The following is a 14,908-nucleotide window of genomic DNA, read 5'->3' as shown; positions in this document are numbered from 1 at the left end:
CAATGAACAGTTTTACTAACGGGTGGCTTGAAAGCATTCGATCGACCTTAACTAACTATAGCTTGCACGCCTTATTGGTCGTTCTGGTTGCCTACAGTTCGGCTGGTTTAGCGCTAACCTGTAAGATAAATGTGCCGGTCAGAACCGATGCCTTTCCCTTGCAGGGAGGGAATATCACCGTGGGTAACGAACTCCCCCTCGGGTCCATCATTTATCGGCAAAACATCACTTCAACCAAGGATTATGCCAAAGCGCCCCATGGTCTTTGTGATGGCACCGGCCCACATACGGACAGGCAATATATTTATCTCACCAAAATGCCGCAGTCGCTTTCCAGCTGGCAAGGGGGAACTTATTCAGGAAAAATATACAACACCAATATCCCTGGCGTTGGCGTGGTGATCGCCAGAGGCAACACGGGTCTTAATGCCACCGCCTATCAATGGTACAGTGAAACTCGAGCCAGCATTGGTGATATACAGGTGTGGACCACCATCACGATGTTACTGATAAAAACCGGTAATATCACACCGGGTACGCTGAACGGCAGCTCCTTACCTACCGCCGTCATTCGTAACGATTACACCGTTGCCAACGGCAGCGCCGTCCTTTATTCGTGGAAGCCTTACACCGTCAACTTTAGCGGCAGTTTAAGGATCATTTCTCAAACCTGCAGCGTACCGGATTATACTGTCGATCTCGGCTCTTGGGACATCTTTGATATGATGTCAAAAGGCTCCAGCGAATGGCGCGATGCCTCAATAAAAATGACCAACTGCCCAAGGTTCTACGGTTATATCAATAATGCCTTTAACACGGTGCACTTAACCGGCGCGATTTCCGGGTTAAAATATACCGGTAATGCCATTGGACTTAAGCTATCTGCATTATATGGTAATATCAACGCCGCCAACGGCATCGTCAAGTTAGAGCCATCAAACAACACGGCAAACGGCGTTGGTATCCAGCTGGCTTCGGGTAACAAGGCTAGCAATACCCTGTTCAATCTCGGCAATGAGCAGCGGATCGCCGTTAGCAATAGTGCCAGTACCAGCCTGACTATTCCATTGGTAGCCAGGTATATCAAGACAGAAAACAAAGTGACACCCGGTAAAGCAGACAGCAAGGTTGTATTCACCATCAATTATTATTAGCAAACTAGTCAACGGCATCATACGCAATAAGAATGATAATTATCCCCCTTCAATGTCGCCAACCATGGCGACATTTTTCTGAACCTAGCTAACAAAAGACGGCCAGCAAACACACCTTCAGCCCTTATCTCTCTTGCTTTCTGATTATGATATTTATATCCCTGCAATCCTTTCTGTGGTCTAGCATATTCTATATGCTAGACTCACCGCCTTCAGATTATTCTCACCTTGAAGGAGCTTGAAATGACTAATGATTACCTGATTAACAAAACTATAGTTTACAATAGTGTAGAAGGTGTCATTTTTAAGCTGAATAAACCAGATTTAAAAATAAAGCTATCAAAACCTGGCGCCGAGTGCCTACGGATCCTGATTGATGCCAAGCATCAGATCATCTCACAAGATGCTCTTGTTAAGGATATTTGGGGACAAAAAGGAATGGTTGTCGGCCCGAATACGCTTTACCAACATATTTATATGTTAAGAAAAAATTTCGGGGCTTTAGGCATAGATAGAGAGATTATTAAAACCACGCCGCAGCTCGGATTTAATATATCCACAAACTTTACTATTGAGCGGATGGAGAATGAATTTCGATGCGCAGAAAATGCTAGCATCCCGACCCTGGTTGAGAGCTCATCCGGGTGGCATAAACTATTTTATTTCATTCCGTTTATTATTAGCCTAATCATTTTGTTGGTTAATAGCGATCGCCAACCGTTAAATAATGTCTCGCTTTCGTATCAAAATGGAAACCGTCCCCTCTTTAGCTCCTCTGATAATTTATCCTGGAACTATATCAATTCAAAAGCGCATAATAGAGAGCCCGCTTGTCAAAGCCCAAGCAAACATATAGTGAAGGGTTTGGCGGATGACATAGTATGCCTGGTTGGCAAACAAGGCTATCTGGTAGGCCAGACCGATACCACACTATTGTACTGCACCCGCATCTGAAACGCAGACAATATGCGGAGCCGGAGTAAGGGCCCCCTCCGGCCCTTTCTGCTGCAGCAAAGTATCTGTACCTGGCCGCCGCACGTTGCCGGTTTACTCTTAGACACTATATAGATGTTAAATTAAATCGGGATAAGACTTTACATGCGCTGGGAATAATCCCATCCTTATGGGTGGCATTCATTACTCAGAGGATTGAGATGGTTGGTTACTATTTGATAGATAAAAAGATAGTTTACAATATTGATGACGGGGAAGTTTTCAACCTTAATGAGCCAGAAGTAAAAGAAAAGCTTTCTAACCCTGCGGCTAAATGTTTACAGAAACTCATTGATGCAGATCATCAAATTGTCTCTCCAGATGAGCTTATCGATGACATTTGGGGACAGAAAGGTGTCATTGTAGGCACTAATACCCTATATCAACATATCTATATCCTGAGAAAACACCTTTGCTCACTGGGGTTAGATAAAAACATTATTAAAACAACTCCGCGTTCCGGGTTCAATATCCCGCAAGAATTTACTATTGAGCTATTCCAAAATGAAGTTGAATACGTAAAAGAAGATAATCATCAAGAAAAACAGCAAGAGGTGGAAGAAAAGCCTGCATTAGTAATCAATGCGTTACCCCCCAAAAAAACCAGCTTACTAAAAAGACGCAGCACCTTTTATTTTGTGATGATTTTCACCCTCATCATTGGCTCATCAATTTATATTTACAACGTCAAAAAACCTTTAGGGGTCGGTTACACATTAATAGGGAAGTATCAGCATTGTGATATTTATGGGGAAGATGGGGAATTCACTCCCTTATATATAAAATCAAGAATTGAAAATCACAGCATAGAGTGTAATAACGTAGGAAACCAGTCTTTGTATTACTTTGGAAACCCTGTAATTAAACGAGAATCAATTTTCTTATGTGATAACCGCATTGATGGTGATGCTAGAAGTAATTGTAAATCATATCATTGGACTGGCTATGAAAACTAAAGTCATTATTCCATTAGTAATGTTATTATGTGCCATGCTGGCCGTAGCGTATTACATTTTTTATTTAGATAATAAAACAGAAACTATCTCTTGTGAGTCTAAGCTTTATTTTAAATTTTACGTACCAAAACCTGAAGTGGTTGCCAACTATAACATTATAATAAATTTAAAAGGCGACAGCGACAAAGATGATGGCAGAGGTAAACTCTCAATAACTGCAAACTTTTATGATGGGAAGAACACGTACTTTATCAGGCGTGATATCATTGTCAGCTACCAAGTTGACGATAATGGCTTGTATTTTTTTAAAACCCTCTATATAAATAAATATGCCCGAGACACCATCCCTGAAAATGTCGAAAAACGCCTTGTACCCGATGTTTTTTCTAAAATAAACAGTTTGTCAGGCTACACCATACGCCCAGCAGGTAAGCAAGGGTACTTTATCTATGAAACCGACATTCCGGTCTTTTATTGTAATCGGTTATAACCGGGCAACCGTTGGCAGATGTACTATCCTGTTGCCCAATTATCCGTACCAATAGCCTGCTATCAAGACACGGCAAGCAGGCTATAGTGGACCTAGAAGCACTCAAGAGACATTCCCTGACCATGAAGGCACAATCATCATCAGGCCCACTCTACCAGCAAGCTAATAGAGCTTTGCCGATTATTTTTGGTCCAGTCGCTCTTCTGGCACATCGATCACTTCTTCTTCCTTGCGGTACAGGCTGATCAGCTTGAACAGCAGGCTCAGGCCGACGCCAACGATGGTCGCCAATGCCATACCTTTCAGCTCCGCCGCACCGATATGCACTTTCGCGCCGCTAACGCCAATAATCAAGATCACCGAAGTCAGGATCAGGTTCTGCGCCTTGTTGTAATCCACCTTGGATTCGATCAATACGCGGATACCCGAAGCGCCAATTACACCATACAGCAACAGGGAAACACCACCCATTACCGGCACCGGTACCACCTGGATCGCCGCCGCCAGCTTGCCTACGCAGGAAAGCAGAATGGCCAGAATAGCCGCGCCGCCGATCACCCAGGTGCTATAAACCTTAGTGATGGCCATGACACCGATGTTCTCACCATAGGTGGTGTTAGGCGTAGAGCCGAAGAAGCCGGAGATCACGGTAGAAATCCCGTTAGCAAACATGGAACGGTGCAGGCCCGGATCGCGCAGCAGGTCTTTTTTAACGATGTTCGCCGTGACTACCAGGTGACCAACGTGCTCGGCAATCACCACCAATGCCGCTGGCAGAATGGTAAAGATGGCAAACCACTCAAAGCGTGGCGTGTAGAAGGTCGGCAAGGCAAACCAGTGCGCGTCACGGATTGGCGTCAGATCCACCACGCCCATAAAGAACGACAGCGCATAGCCTACCAACACCCCGATCAGGATCGGGATAATCGCCAGGAAGCCGCGGAACAGCACCGAGCCCAATACGGTAACACCCAGCGTCACCAGTGAAATAGTGATGGTCGTGCTGTCTGCGGAGGTGCCTTCCGCCGGTAGCAGCCCGGCCATGTTGGCCGCCACGCCCGCCAACTCCAAACCGATGACGGCAACGATTGCGCCCATCGCCGCAGGCGGGAACATCACATCCAGCCAGCCGGTTCCCGCCTTCTTGACGATCAACGCCACCAGGCAGAACAACACGCCACACATGATAAAACCGCCCAGTGCAACCTCATACCCCAGCGGCAACAGCAGCAACACCGGTGAAATAAACGCAAAGCTGGAACCCAGATAGGCAGGTATCTTGCCTTTACAGATAAACAGATACAGCAATGTCCCCACGCCGTTGAACAACAGCACCGTCGCCGGGTTGATCTTGAACAGGATCGGCACCAGCACGGTGGCCCCGAACATGGCAAACAGATGCTGGAAGCTGAGTGGGATGGTCTGGAACAGCGGCGGGCGTTCACTAACGCCGATGGCGCGACGGGTCATGGGGTGTTTTTCCTCTGAGTTAGTATCAGTTGTGTTAGCTTGGTGATTAATACCCAATGGATTGCCAGTGTTAGCAATCCAAAGGGCATTAAAAAGCCGACTCTCAGGTCGGCTTATTTATTATTTGGTACCAAATATCTTGTCGCCTGCATCACCCAGGCCAGGCACGATGTACCCTTTGTCATTCAGACATTGATCGATCGACGCGGTATACAGCTCAACATCTGGATGCGCTTTCTCCAGCGCGGCGATCCCTTCAGGAGCGGCGACCAGCACCAGCACCTTGATGCTGCTGCAACCGGCTTTCTTCAGCAGGTCGATAGTGGCGATCATCGAACCACCGGTAGCCAGCATTGGGTCAACCACCAGCGCCATGCGCTCGTCAATGTTGGAAACCAGTTTCTGGAAATAAGGGACCGGCTCCAGGGTTTCTTCATCACGATAAACCCCAACCACGCTGATACGAGCACTCGGTACGTGCTCCAGCACTCCTTCCATCATGCCCAGACCGGCACGCAGGATAGGCACTACGGTAATTTTTTTCCCTTTAATCTGCTCAACTTCAACCGGCCCACACCAGCCTTCGATGGTAACTTTCTCTGTCACCAGATCGGCGGTCGCTTCATAGGTCAGCAAACTACCCACTTCAGAAGCCAGCTCACGAAAGCGTTTGGTGCTGATATCGTGTTCGCGCATCAGACCAAGCTTGTGCTTAACCAGCGGGTGTTTCACCTCAACGATCTTCATCATTTTTCTCCTATTAAGGTGGTTGACGGCCAAAAAAATCGCCGGATTATACCGCCTTTTGCTCCCGACGCCACTACCAATAGCCAGATCGAGATCAACAAAAGAGTGATCAACAGTATAGAAGACGAAAAGTTCGAGCGGGCTCACATGGTTCTCGCAAACGTTTGCTTGCGCTGTTAGAATTGCCGCGCCTGGTTCCGGCATCACCGCCGGAAGCACCGTTCTCAAACCGCAAACCGTCGTGGGGATCGCGCAGTGACCGACAAAACCTCTCTCAGCTATAAAGACGCAGGTGTCGATATCGATGCTGGCAACGCATTGGTAGACCGCATCAAAGGTGTAGTGAAACAGACCCGCCGCCCGGAAGTAATGGGTGGGCTGGGCGGTTTTGGCGCCCTGTGCGCGTTGCCGCAGAAATACCGCGAGCCGATACTGGTTTCCGGCACCGACGGCGTGGGCACCAAGCTGCGTCTGGCGATGGATTTAAAACGCCACGACACCATCGGTATCGATCTGGTGGCGATGTGTGTTAACGATCTGGTGGTTCAGGGCGCTGAGCCGCTGTTCTTCCTCGATTACTTCGCCACCGGCAAACTGGATGTGGATACCGCCGCCAGCGTGATCACCGGGATTGCCGAAGGCTGTAAACAATCCGGCTGTGCGTTAGTGGGTGGTGAAACTGCCGAAATGCCTGGCATGTACCACGGTGAAGACTATGACGTCGCCGGTTTCTGCGTGGGCGTGGTTGAGAAATCCGAAATCATCGACGGCAGCAAAGTAGAGTCTGGCGATGCGCTGATCGCTCTGGGCGCTTCAGGCCCGCACTCCAACGGTTATTCGCTGGTGCGCAAGATCCTGGAAGTGAGCAAGACCGACCCCACTACCACCGACCTGGCAGGCAAACCGCTGGCAGATCATCTGCTCGAGCCGACCAAGATTTACGTCAAATCGGTACTGGAATTGATCGAGAAAGTGGAAGTGCATGCGATAGCTCACCTGACCGGTGGCGGCTTCTGGGAAAACATCCCACGCGTGCTGCCAGAAGGGATGCAGGCGGTGATCGACGAATCTAGCTGGCAGTGGCCTGCCGTGTTTAGTTGGTTGCAGCAGGCGGGCAACGTGAGCCGCCATGAAATGTATCGTACCTTTAACTGCGGTGTCGGTATGGTGATCGCGCTGCCACAGGAGTCGGTAGAAAAAGCCATCGCAATATTGACCGCTGCGGGTGAAAAAGCCTGGCAGATTGGTAAACTGACCGCTTCTTCTGACGAACAACAAGTGGTCATCCAGTGATGAAAAAGATTGTGGTGTTGGTCTCCGGCCAGGGGAGTAATCTCCAGGCACTGATCGACGCCTGCCAACAGGGCAGGATCGCCGCCACTATCGTGGCGGTACTCAGCAACAACGCACAGGCTTATGGCCTGCAGCGTGCAGAAGAGGCAGGCATTGCCGCTCAAGCGCTGGATGCCAAAGCCTTTGCCGATCGCGAAGCCTTTGACGCCGCGCTGGCGCAAGCTATCGACCAATACCAACCCGATCTGGTGGTGCTGGCCGGTTATATGCGCATTCTCAGCAACGCGTTTGTGCAGCGCTATGCCGGGCGCATGCTGAATATCCACCCTTCCCTGCTGCCGAAATACCCCGGGTTGCATACCCATCGCCAGGCTATCGACAACGGCGACGCCGAGCATGGCACTTCGGTACATTTCGTCACGGAGCAGCTCGACGGTGGCCCGGTGATCCTGCAAGCCAAGGTGCCGATCTTCCCCGGTGACGAGGAAGATGAGGTCATTGAGCGGGTGCAGACCCAGGAACACACCATATACCCTCTGGTGGTGAGCTGGTTTATCGAAGGGCGCCTGGCAATGCGCGACAACGCTGCCTGGCTGGATGGTGAACGCCTGCCAGCACAAGGCTATGCCGCCGACTGACCCGCAATTTAACCGCAAGCTAAACGGTGCCTTTCACGGTGCCGTTTTTTTTCGCCTTCAATCAGCTCCTGAGGTTATACTTTTGCCAGATTAATAATACCGAGGAGAATGTATGTCGAGCACCACCAACGTCAGGCTACGCCCGCTGGAGCGGGAAGATCTGGCGTTTGTTCACCAGATGGATAACAACGCCAGCGTCATGCGCTACTGGTTCGAAGAACCCTATGAAGCCTTTGTCGAGCTTTCCGATCTGTACGATAAACACATTCACGACCAGAGCGAACGGCGTTTTATCATCGAGCATGAAGGGGCCAAGGTCGGGCTGGTGGAACTGGTAGAGATCGACCATATTCACCGCCGCGCCGAATTCCAGATCATCATCGATCCGGCGCATCAGGGCAAAGGCTACGCCAGCACCGCCGCCAAACTAGCGATGGACTACGGCTTCTCGGTACTTAACCTGTATAAGCTGTATTTGATCGTCGATAAAGAAAACCCGAAGGCGATCCATATTTACAGCAAGCTGGGCTTTGAGGTGGAAGGCGAACTGATTGACGAATTCTTCGTTAGCGGCGCATACCGCACCGTGCTGCGCATGTGCATATTCCAGCCGCAGTATTTGGCGAAGTTCAAGACTGCCCAGCCTGGCGATAGGCCATTGGTTAAATAACAGCAAACCGGGGAGATATTCCTCTCCCCGAAAGATCCAAAATTACTTCGCGCCCAGATAATCCAATTTCCCCACTTCCACACCCTGATTACGCAGGATGTTGTAGGCGGTGGTCAGGTGGAAATAAAAGTTGGGGATGGCGAAAGTCAGCAGGAAATCTTGCGCGGTGAAGTGAAAATCACGCGTTTTGCTTTTTATCTCAATATTGCGGCTATCGGCCTCGGCGAAATCGGCCGCCTGGAAGCCCTGCACATAGGCGATAGTTTTTTCGATACGCTGGTACAGCTCGGCAAAGCTGGCTTCGTTATCCGGCATGGACGGTACTTCCTGCCCGGCTAATCTGGCCACTGCGCCTTTGGCAGCATCGCTGGCAATCTGTACCTGCCGTAGCAGTGGAAACATATCTGGCGCCAGTCGGGCTTCTAACAGCACGCTTTCAGCCTGCTGCTTCTGCTGCAAGAACTGCTCACCTTTTTTCAGTAACGCCGACAGGATCTGCAAACCACGAGCAAACTGCAATGGGGAGTGGGCATAAATCGATAAAGACATACAACCTCCAGATGTGAATGACCAGCCATCTTACGCCGGTTGCCAGAGTAATGTCGTTGAGTTATTTGACAGATTGTGTCCGCGCCCCATATTCATGCAAAAAAACCAATTTAACCATAAAAATCATATAAATAATCAATTTCCATGACCATTTAAGAATATCCCTGGTTGGTCAAGCGAGTGGTGAATTAGCTCGCATTATTAGGTATCATCACTCGCTACTACGGATAGCCTTACAGGAACCGTCACGCTGGCTGCCGCCTGGCATCCCGCACTTTCGCGGCGAATGGACTTCAACGGCCTGAAAAACATGCGTAATTACAACTTATTATGGTGTTTATGGGGATTATGGACGCTGTCCATCGTTCTCTGGCTGACAGGGATCAGCTTCACCGGTATCTACATAAAACGCGCGCTGCTGGCCACCTTGGTCCTGGCACTGTTGGCAACGCTGGCGTTTATCTACAAAATAACAAGGACGAATCAAATGCTGTCATTCAATAAGAAAAATAAAGCCGTTAATGAGGAAAAAGCGCAGGAGCTGATTGATCAGCCTGTGCCTCAGCCGGCCGCTCACTCTGAGCCAAACGCCCTGCCTGAAGTTGCCGATGCCATCAAGCCAATCCGTGCCAAGAAGGACACCTTTATCTCCAATGGTGCACTGTTCACCGGCGTGATCGAAGGCGATGGCAATATCATTGTCGAAGGTCGGGTTGAAGGAAACATCATTTGCAGCCACATGGTGCGCATTGAAACCAGCGGCCATGTCAAAGGCGAAATCCGCGCCCAGCAGATCATGATCAATGGCCCGGTTGAAGGCCGTTGCTTCGCCGACTCGCTGTCAATCCAGCCTAAGGGCAGCATGCGCGGGGATATTTTCGCCGACGAAATCTCCATCGAGAAAGGCGGCCTGTTTATTGGCCAGTCGCAGCTGATGCAAAAAACGCCTCCTCAGGCCCAGCCCACTCAGGCAAAAGTGACCGCGCTGAAAAAGGTTGAACCTGAACAACAGGAACAGCCGAGCAAGCAGGCCAATTAAGCTGCTCGTCCGTCAACCATAGCGGCCAGTGATGTAATCCTCTGTACGGCGTTGGCGTGGCGAAGTGAAAATCGCGTCGGTATCGTTATATTCCACCAGCGTCCCCTGGTGGATAAACGCCGTATAGTCGGAAACCCGCGCGGCCTGCTGCATGTTGTGGGTCACCAACACTACGCTGTAGCGCTGTTTCAGCACCGAAATCAGCTCCTCGATGGTTAAGGTAGAAATCGGATCCAGCGCAGAGGTCGGCTCATCAAGCAGCAACACTTCCGGTTCAACCGCGATCGCCCGTGCAATCACCAATCGTTGTTGTTGGCCGCTGGAAAGGCGGAACGCATTTTCCCGTAGCCGATCTTTCACCTCGTGCCACAGCGCGGCGGCACGCAAGGATCGCTCTACGGCTTCATCCAGAATACGCCTGTCGCGGACGCCCTGTAAGCGCAGGCCGTAAACCACGTTTTCGTAGATCGATTTCGGGAACGGGTTGGGCCGCTGGAATACCATGCCCACGCGCCGCCGCAATGCGGCAACGTCAATCTGCGGGCCGGAAATGGTTTCGCCATTAAGCTGCAGTTCGCCGTCAATCCGGCAGCGATCCACCAGATCGTTCATCCGGTTAAAGCAGCGCAACAGCGTCGACTTGCCGCAGCCAGAAGGGCCGATCAGCGCCGTCACCCGGTGTTTGGGAATACGCAGGGAAATATTGTGCAGCACCTGCTTGTCACCATAAAACAGATCCAGACCGTTGACCGCCAGTACGGTATGTTCATCGGCCAACTGCTGGACATCCAACCGGGGTAGGCTGCCCGGCGTTATCAGACTCATTTGGCGCTCCCCAAAAGATTCAATCTTGTTACTGCGACCATGCTTTATACCGCTCCCTTAGCGAATGCCGGATGCCCATTGCCGTCAGATTCAACCCAACAACAATTAACACCAGCAGGAATGCCGTGGCAAACACCAGTGGCCGCGCCGCTTCTACGCTAGGGCTCTGAAACGCCATATCGTAAATCTGGAAGCTCAGGTGCATGAATTTACGTTCCAGGTGCAAATAGGGAAAAATATCGTCCACCGGCAGCACCGGTACCGATTTCACCACGCCAACCAGCATAAGCGGTGCCGTTTCCCCCGCCGCTCGTGCTACAGCCAGGATCAGGCCGGTCATCATCGCCGGTGCAGCCATCGGCAGCACGATCCGCCAGAGCGTTTCCGCCCGGGTGGCTCCCAGAGCCAAAGACCCCTGGCGCAACGAAACGGGAATACGCGACAACCCTTCTTCAGTGGCAACAATCACCACCGGCAAGGTCAGCAATGCCAGGGTCAAGGCGGCCCACAGCACGCCCGGTGTGCCGAACGTCGGGTTCGGCAAGGAATCGGCGTAAAACAGCCGATCGAGCGAGCCGCCCACCATATAGACAAAGAACCCCAGACCAAATACCCCGTAGACGATCGACGGCACCCCCGCCAGATTCACTACCGAGATGCGGATCAGCCGCGTCAGCAGATTATTACCGGCATACTCGTGCAGATAGACGGCGGCAATCACGCCAAACGGCATTACCACGATCGACATCAGGATCACCATCAACACGGTACCAAAAATCGCCGGGAACACGCCCCCTTCGGTATTGGCTTCCCGTGGGCTGTCGGTCAGGAATTTTTGTACTTGCTTGGTCCAATGCGCCAGCTTCTGCCCGCTGCTCATGTCATTGGGATACCAGGCATCGCGCACCTGGCTCAGGGCAATGGTGTGAACCTGCCCGTGCATGTCGCGCAGCAGCAAGGCATCACGCTGGCGATCGCGTTCCAACCCTTGCAGTTTGCCTGCAAGCTGGCGGTATTGGCGTTGCAACTCCTGCCGTTCGGCACGGATAGAGGCTTGCCAGCGCGCATCCAGCTTATTCTCACGCTGCAGGCTCTTTTCATGCAGGCGTAAATGTTCAAACTGTTCGTTAATCCGCGCCATGTCGCGGAACTGAATATCACGCGCCTGTCGCGTCAGCGCCGCAATCTGCGGCAAGCGCTGTTGCAACGCCTGGCTGAGATCGCTGCCGGTCAACGGTTGGCCATCCTCCAGTAAACCAGCCAGGTAGCCGTACGCGGTGCCGTTGCTGTTACGCTCCAACACTAATAAATCGCGTGGGGTGGTCATTCTACTGACGTCACTGGCCAGCAAAGTACGGAAATCCTGCCCTTCGCTTTCCCGGTTTCCCACTTTGATCAGGTAGCGGATAAAGCTTTGCGCCTCCCCTGGTGGCAATGCAACACCGGCGTCTTGCAATTGCTGGCGCGAGATCGTCTGCCGTTGATACAGCTCCCCCACGATCGTTACCGGGCCTGCGGCCGTCTGATTCAGCTCGAACTGATAGACCGGGCTAGGCCAGAAATAACGCGTCCCCTGCCCGGCCAGCAGCAGTAAAATGCCGATCAGCGCCAGCAGGCTGATGGCCACCGATGCCGCCGTCAGCCAAATCCACGGGGAGCCGCTTTTCACCCAGCTTCTCATGGTGTCTCCTGGTTCAGCGTATAGCGCTTACGCAAGCGTAACCGTACCGCCTCCGCCAGCGTGTTAAACACAAAGGTAAAGATAAACAGCACCAGCGCGGTCAAGAACAGCACCCGATAATGGCTGCTGCCCGTGACGGCCTCTGGCATTTCGATCGCGATATTGGCCGCCATCGCCCGTAAGCCCTGGAACAGGCTGCCGTCGATCAGCGGCGTGTTGCCGGTGGCCATCAGCACGATCATGGTTTCCCCCACCGCGCGGCCAAAACCGATCATCAGCGCAGAGAAAATACCGGCGCTGGCGGAAGGCAACACTACGCGTAATACAGTTTGCCACTGGGTAGCCCCCAGGGCCAACGAACCCCGGCTAAGCGAGTCTGGCACGCTGAACAACGCATCCTCTGCCAGCGAAAAGATAATCGGCACCAGTGCGAAGCCCATCGCCACGCCCACCACCAACGTATTGCGCTGGTCGAAGTCCTCGCCCAACCAGAAATGCAGCGGCTCACCAAACAGCTTAAGCTCCAGCCAAGGCCCTACGGCAAGCGCCAGCCAAATCGTTAGCACCACTACAGGTAACAGCAACAGTAAATCCCAACCTGGTGACCAAGGCCGCGTCGTAAATCGGTTAACCAGCCAACTGCATAGCAGCACGACCCCGGCCAACAGGAACGGCAAGGCCAACACGGCCAGCAGATAACGCTCGATCATCGGCGCCAGCCAGATACCGGCCACCAGCCCAATCACCACCGTTGGTAACGCGCCCATCACCTCGACCGCCGGTTTGACGACCCGCCTTAACCCTGCCGACATAAAGCAGGCGGTATAGATCGCCCCGGCCAGCGCCAGCGGAATGGCGAATAACATGGAGTACGCTGCCGCCTTGAAGGTGCCAAAGATCACCGGCATCAGGCTGAATTTAGCCTGGTAGCTATCTTCACCCGAAGTGGATTGCCACACATACGCCGGTTCAGGGTAGTTCTCATACCACAGCCGCTGCCACAGGGAACGCCAGGTGACGTCTGGATAGAGATTGTCCACGGCGTAATGCTGCCAACCCTGGGCAGTTTCCAGCAACAGACCGTCGCCACGTGGGGCAAAAGCCATCTGTTGTACGTTGACGGAGAGCTTGTCCTTCAGCAACGGCTTGGACTGGATACTGGAAAACAAGGCGAACTCGCCCTGTGGCTGCAAGGTTGCGAACACCCGCCGATACGGCTCGGCGACCAACAACTCCTGCGTGGTAGTCTGATGGGCAAATTGCTGTATCGGTGCTAACTGATAGCGCTGGTTTTTCTCCACGTCAAACCATTCACGCAGGCTACCGTCGCCAGCCTGGATCAATAATGCGCTCCCCCCTGGCAACGCCGTCAGACGGTAGGGAGGATGTTCACCCAGGGTTCGCGTCTCTCGCAGCTGCGGCTGTGCCCCTTCAATCTGATAGCGGGCCAGTTGGTTACCGGTTAACAGATAAAGCTGGCGGCCATCAGGCGTTAGCAACAGTTGTTGTGGCGCGGCGGACAAAGGGATTTCCGTGGGTTGGCCCTGAAGCGTCGGGTTGAACCGCCCAAACAGCAACCGGTTGTCGTCCGTTACCGCCGCCAGCAGGAAGTTGCCCCGGCGGACTTGCGCCAGGCTTAGCAATGTCAGTGCATGCCCATGGGGATCAAACGCCAAAGGCTCCTGCCCCAGCGGAAAACGCCACTGCGGTTCAACACCGCCCGACGGTGCAAAATCGGCCAAGGCAACTATCAATCGGCCATCCGCCCGTGCCAGGGCAAACAGGTCACGCTCCCCAACCGCCTGAGCCAATAATGTAGGCTGGCTCAATAGCGTTTGCTGTATAGGAGTATTGTTCGGTGCCTGCAACAGATAAAAATGCCCTTCCCCCTGACGATCGATGCGATAACCAATACGCTGCTGTACGTCCATCCCGATGGCCAGCGCTGGGGAGCTGTAGCTCATTGGCAATACGCGTGAAGTGCCTAGCGAGGCCGGTTTGAACAGCGGCAAAACCGAAAGCAATAGATAGACAAAGATCAGCATCAGCGTCATCAATACCAGCAGCCCGCTGACGGTCACGGCCCCTTGTACGCCACGATCAACGTGCGCACGCAGGCGATCCCGGGGATGTTGGTTAAGCGTTGTCTGTGCCATTTGCCTGTCGTCGGTTCCGTTGTCGGGCTTGCACCCAAAGATAACCGGGCATCTTATGTCAGTTTTGTGACGTTTGCATGACAAAGTTGCCGGGTGCCATGCTGGGCCGATAACAATTTGCAGCGGGCAATGCGGCGGGATAACTCCGCAGATATGTTGGACATTGTTGTCAATCTCTCGCAATAATGAAGAAGGACACTAGAGCGGTATTCGGCGATAAGTCCGATCCTTTTCTAAAATTGAACTG

General features: G+C 52.3%; 14 protein-coding genes. 8 read left to right on the top strand and 6 right to left on the bottom strand.

Translation table 11 applies throughout. The annotated features are described in order from the left end of the window. Nucleotides 1-2: 2 nt before the first annotated feature. The 4 genes from AC6HVW_RS01275 to AC6HVW_RS01260 all read left to right on the top strand — a co-directional run bounded on the left by AC6HVW_RS01275 (nt 3) and on the right by AC6HVW_RS01260 (nt 3,593). The gene (locus AC6HVW_RS01275; protein WP_071683860.1) at nt 3-1,154 is read left to right on the top strand and encodes a fimbrial protein; all 1,152 of its coding nucleotides are present in this window, start codon (nt 3-5) and stop codon (nt 1,152-1,154) included. A gap of 243 nt (nt 1,155-1,397) precedes the next feature. Next, nucleotides 1,398-2,108: a winged helix-turn-helix domain-containing protein gene (locus AC6HVW_RS01270; protein WP_071683861.1), complete on the top strand. Its 711-nt coding sequence runs from the start codon at nt 1,398-1,400 to the stop codon at nt 2,106-2,108. Between the two features lie 200 nt (nt 2,109-2,308). Continuing rightward, nucleotides 2,309-3,103, top strand: coding sequence for a winged helix-turn-helix domain-containing protein (locus tag AC6HVW_RS01265; protein ID WP_071683862.1), 795 nt, complete (start codon nt 2,309-2,311; stop codon nt 3,101-3,103). Further along, entirely contained in the window at nt 3,093-3,593 is a 501-nt protein-coding gene (locus AC6HVW_RS01260; protein ID WP_059201479.1) for a YqeJ family protein, read from the top strand. The genes AC6HVW_RS01265 and AC6HVW_RS01260 overlap by 11 nt, the downstream gene beginning before the upstream one ends. 180 nt (nt 3,594-3,773) lie before the next feature. On the opposite strand, the gene uraA is transcribed toward AC6HVW_RS01260, so the two are convergent. After that, nucleotides 3,774-5,063, bottom strand: a complete 1,290-nt coding sequence (gene uraA / locus AC6HVW_RS01255; RefSeq protein ID WP_021178765.1) for a uracil permease — start codon at nt 5,061-5,063, stop codon at nt 3,774-3,776. 120 nt (nt 5,064-5,183) lie between these two features. After that, complete coding sequence (upp, locus tag AC6HVW_RS01250) at nt 5,184-5,810, bottom strand: uracil phosphoribosyltransferase (RefSeq protein ID WP_024484908.1); 627 nt, start codon at nt 5,808-5,810, stop codon at nt 5,184-5,186. Between the two features lie 255 nt (nt 5,811-6,065). Between upp and purM the strand changes: the two genes are divergently transcribed. The 3 genes from purM (at nt 6,066) to speG (ending at nt 8,411) form a co-directional block, all read left to right on the top strand. Next, nucleotides 6,066-7,103 carry a phosphoribosylformylglycinamidine cyclo-ligase gene (gene purM, locus AC6HVW_RS01245; RefSeq protein ID WP_071683863.1) on the top strand — a complete coding sequence of 346 codons (1,038 nt, stop codon included), beginning with the start codon at nt 6,066-6,068 and terminating at the stop codon, nt 7,101-7,103. Next, nucleotides 7,103-7,741 carry a phosphoribosylglycinamide formyltransferase gene (purN, locus tag AC6HVW_RS01240; RefSeq protein ID WP_071683864.1) on the top strand — a complete coding sequence of 213 codons (639 nt, stop codon included), beginning with the start codon at nt 7,103-7,105 and terminating at the stop codon, nt 7,739-7,741. Before purM ends, purN begins: the two co-directional genes overlap by 1 nt. A gap of 112 nt (nt 7,742-7,853) precedes the next feature. After that, nucleotides 7,854-8,411, top strand: a complete 558-nt coding sequence (gene speG / locus AC6HVW_RS01235; protein WP_037376386.1) for a spermidine N1-acetyltransferase — start codon at nt 7,854-7,856, stop codon at nt 8,409-8,411. A 42-nt stretch (nt 8,412-8,453) separates the two neighbouring features. Here the strand turns inward: speG and AC6HVW_RS01230 are convergent, their stop codons facing one another. Further along, nucleotides 8,454-8,960 carry a DUF1993 domain-containing protein gene (locus tag AC6HVW_RS01230; RefSeq protein WP_059201481.1) on the bottom strand — a complete coding sequence of 169 codons (507 nt, stop codon included), beginning with the start codon at nt 8,958-8,960 and terminating at the stop codon, nt 8,454-8,456. 310 nt (nt 8,961-9,270) lie between these two features. Here AC6HVW_RS01230 and AC6HVW_RS01225 point away from each other — a divergent pair, with 310 nt between their 5' ends. Continuing rightward, nucleotides 9,271-9,999, top strand: coding sequence for a bactofilin family protein (locus AC6HVW_RS01225; protein ID WP_254698859.1), 729 nt, complete (start codon nt 9,271-9,273; stop codon nt 9,997-9,999). A gap of 12 nt (nt 10,000-10,011) precedes the next feature. Here AC6HVW_RS01225 and pstB read toward each other — a convergent pair whose 3' ends face one another. From pstB to AC6HVW_RS01210, 3 genes are read right to left on the bottom strand one after another with little or no spacing between them, the layout of a single operon-like run. Continuing rightward, nucleotides 10,012-10,824 (bottom strand): phosphate ABC transporter ATP-binding protein PstB, encoded by an 813-nt coding sequence (pstB, locus tag AC6HVW_RS01220; protein WP_021807126.1) that lies wholly within the window; start codon nt 10,822-10,824, stop codon nt 10,012-10,014. Between the two features lie 28 nt (nt 10,825-10,852). Further along, a complete protein-coding gene (pstA, locus tag AC6HVW_RS01215; protein WP_059201482.1) occupies nt 10,853-12,505 on the bottom strand; it encodes a phosphate ABC transporter permease PstA in 1,653 nt (550 codons plus the stop codon). After that, nucleotides 12,502-14,661, bottom strand: coding sequence for an ABC transporter permease subunit (locus AC6HVW_RS01210; RefSeq protein WP_497569242.1), 2,160 nt, complete (start codon nt 14,659-14,661; stop codon nt 12,502-12,504). The genes pstA and AC6HVW_RS01210 overlap by 4 nt, the downstream gene beginning before the upstream one ends. Between the last annotated feature and the right edge of the window lie 247 nt (nt 14,662-14,908).

The sequence above is a fragment of the Serratia sp. NCCP-200 genome (assembly GCF_059697885.1).
The sequence above is the reverse complement of the archived record's forward strand: the minus strand, read 5'-3'. Positions and strand labels throughout refer to the sequence as shown.

Excerpts from the sequence above, each read along its gene's own strand:
- AC6HVW_RS01275 (WP_071683860.1), top strand. The coding sequence starts at position 3 with ATGAACAGTTTTACTAACGGGTGGCTTGAAAGCATTCGATCGACCTTA.
- AC6HVW_RS01270 (WP_071683861.1), top strand. The coding sequence starts at position 1,398 with ATGACTAATGATTACCTGATTAACAAAACTATAGTTTACAATAGTGTA.
- AC6HVW_RS01265 (WP_071683862.1), top strand. The coding sequence starts at position 2,309 with ATGGTTGGTTACTATTTGATAGATAAAAAGATAGTTTACAATATTGAT.
- AC6HVW_RS01260 (WP_059201479.1), top strand. The coding sequence starts at position 3,093 with ATGAAAACTAAAGTCATTATTCCATTAGTAATGTTATTATGTGCCATG.
- uraA (WP_021178765.1), bottom strand. The coding sequence starts at position 5,063 with ATGACCCGTCGCGCCATCGGCGTTAGTGAACGCCCGCCGCTGTTCCAG.
- upp (WP_024484908.1), bottom strand. The coding sequence starts at position 5,810 with ATGAAGATCGTTGAGGTGAAACACCCGCTGGTTAAGCACAAGCTTGGT.
- purN (WP_071683864.1), top strand. The coding sequence starts at position 7,103 with ATGAAAAAGATTGTGGTGTTGGTCTCCGGCCAGGGGAGTAATCTCCAG.
- speG (WP_037376386.1), top strand. The coding sequence starts at position 7,854 with ATGTCGAGCACCACCAACGTCAGGCTACGCCCGCTGGAGCGGGAAGAT.
- AC6HVW_RS01230 (WP_059201481.1), bottom strand. The coding sequence starts at position 8,960 with ATGTCTTTATCGATTTATGCCCACTCCCCATTGCAGTTTGCTCGTGGT.
- AC6HVW_RS01225 (WP_254698859.1), top strand. The coding sequence starts at position 9,271 with ATGCGTAATTACAACTTATTATGGTGTTTATGGGGATTATGGACGCTG.
- pstB (WP_021807126.1), bottom strand. The coding sequence starts at position 10,824 with ATGAGTCTGATAACGCCGGGCAGCCTACCCCGGTTGGATGTCCAGCAG.
- pstA (WP_059201482.1), bottom strand. The coding sequence starts at position 12,505 with ATGAGAAGCTGGGTGAAAAGCGGCTCCCCGTGGATTTGGCTGACGGCG.
- AC6HVW_RS01210 (WP_497569242.1), bottom strand. The coding sequence starts at position 14,661 with ATGGCACAGACAACGCTTAACCAACATCCCCGGGATCGCCTGCGTGCG.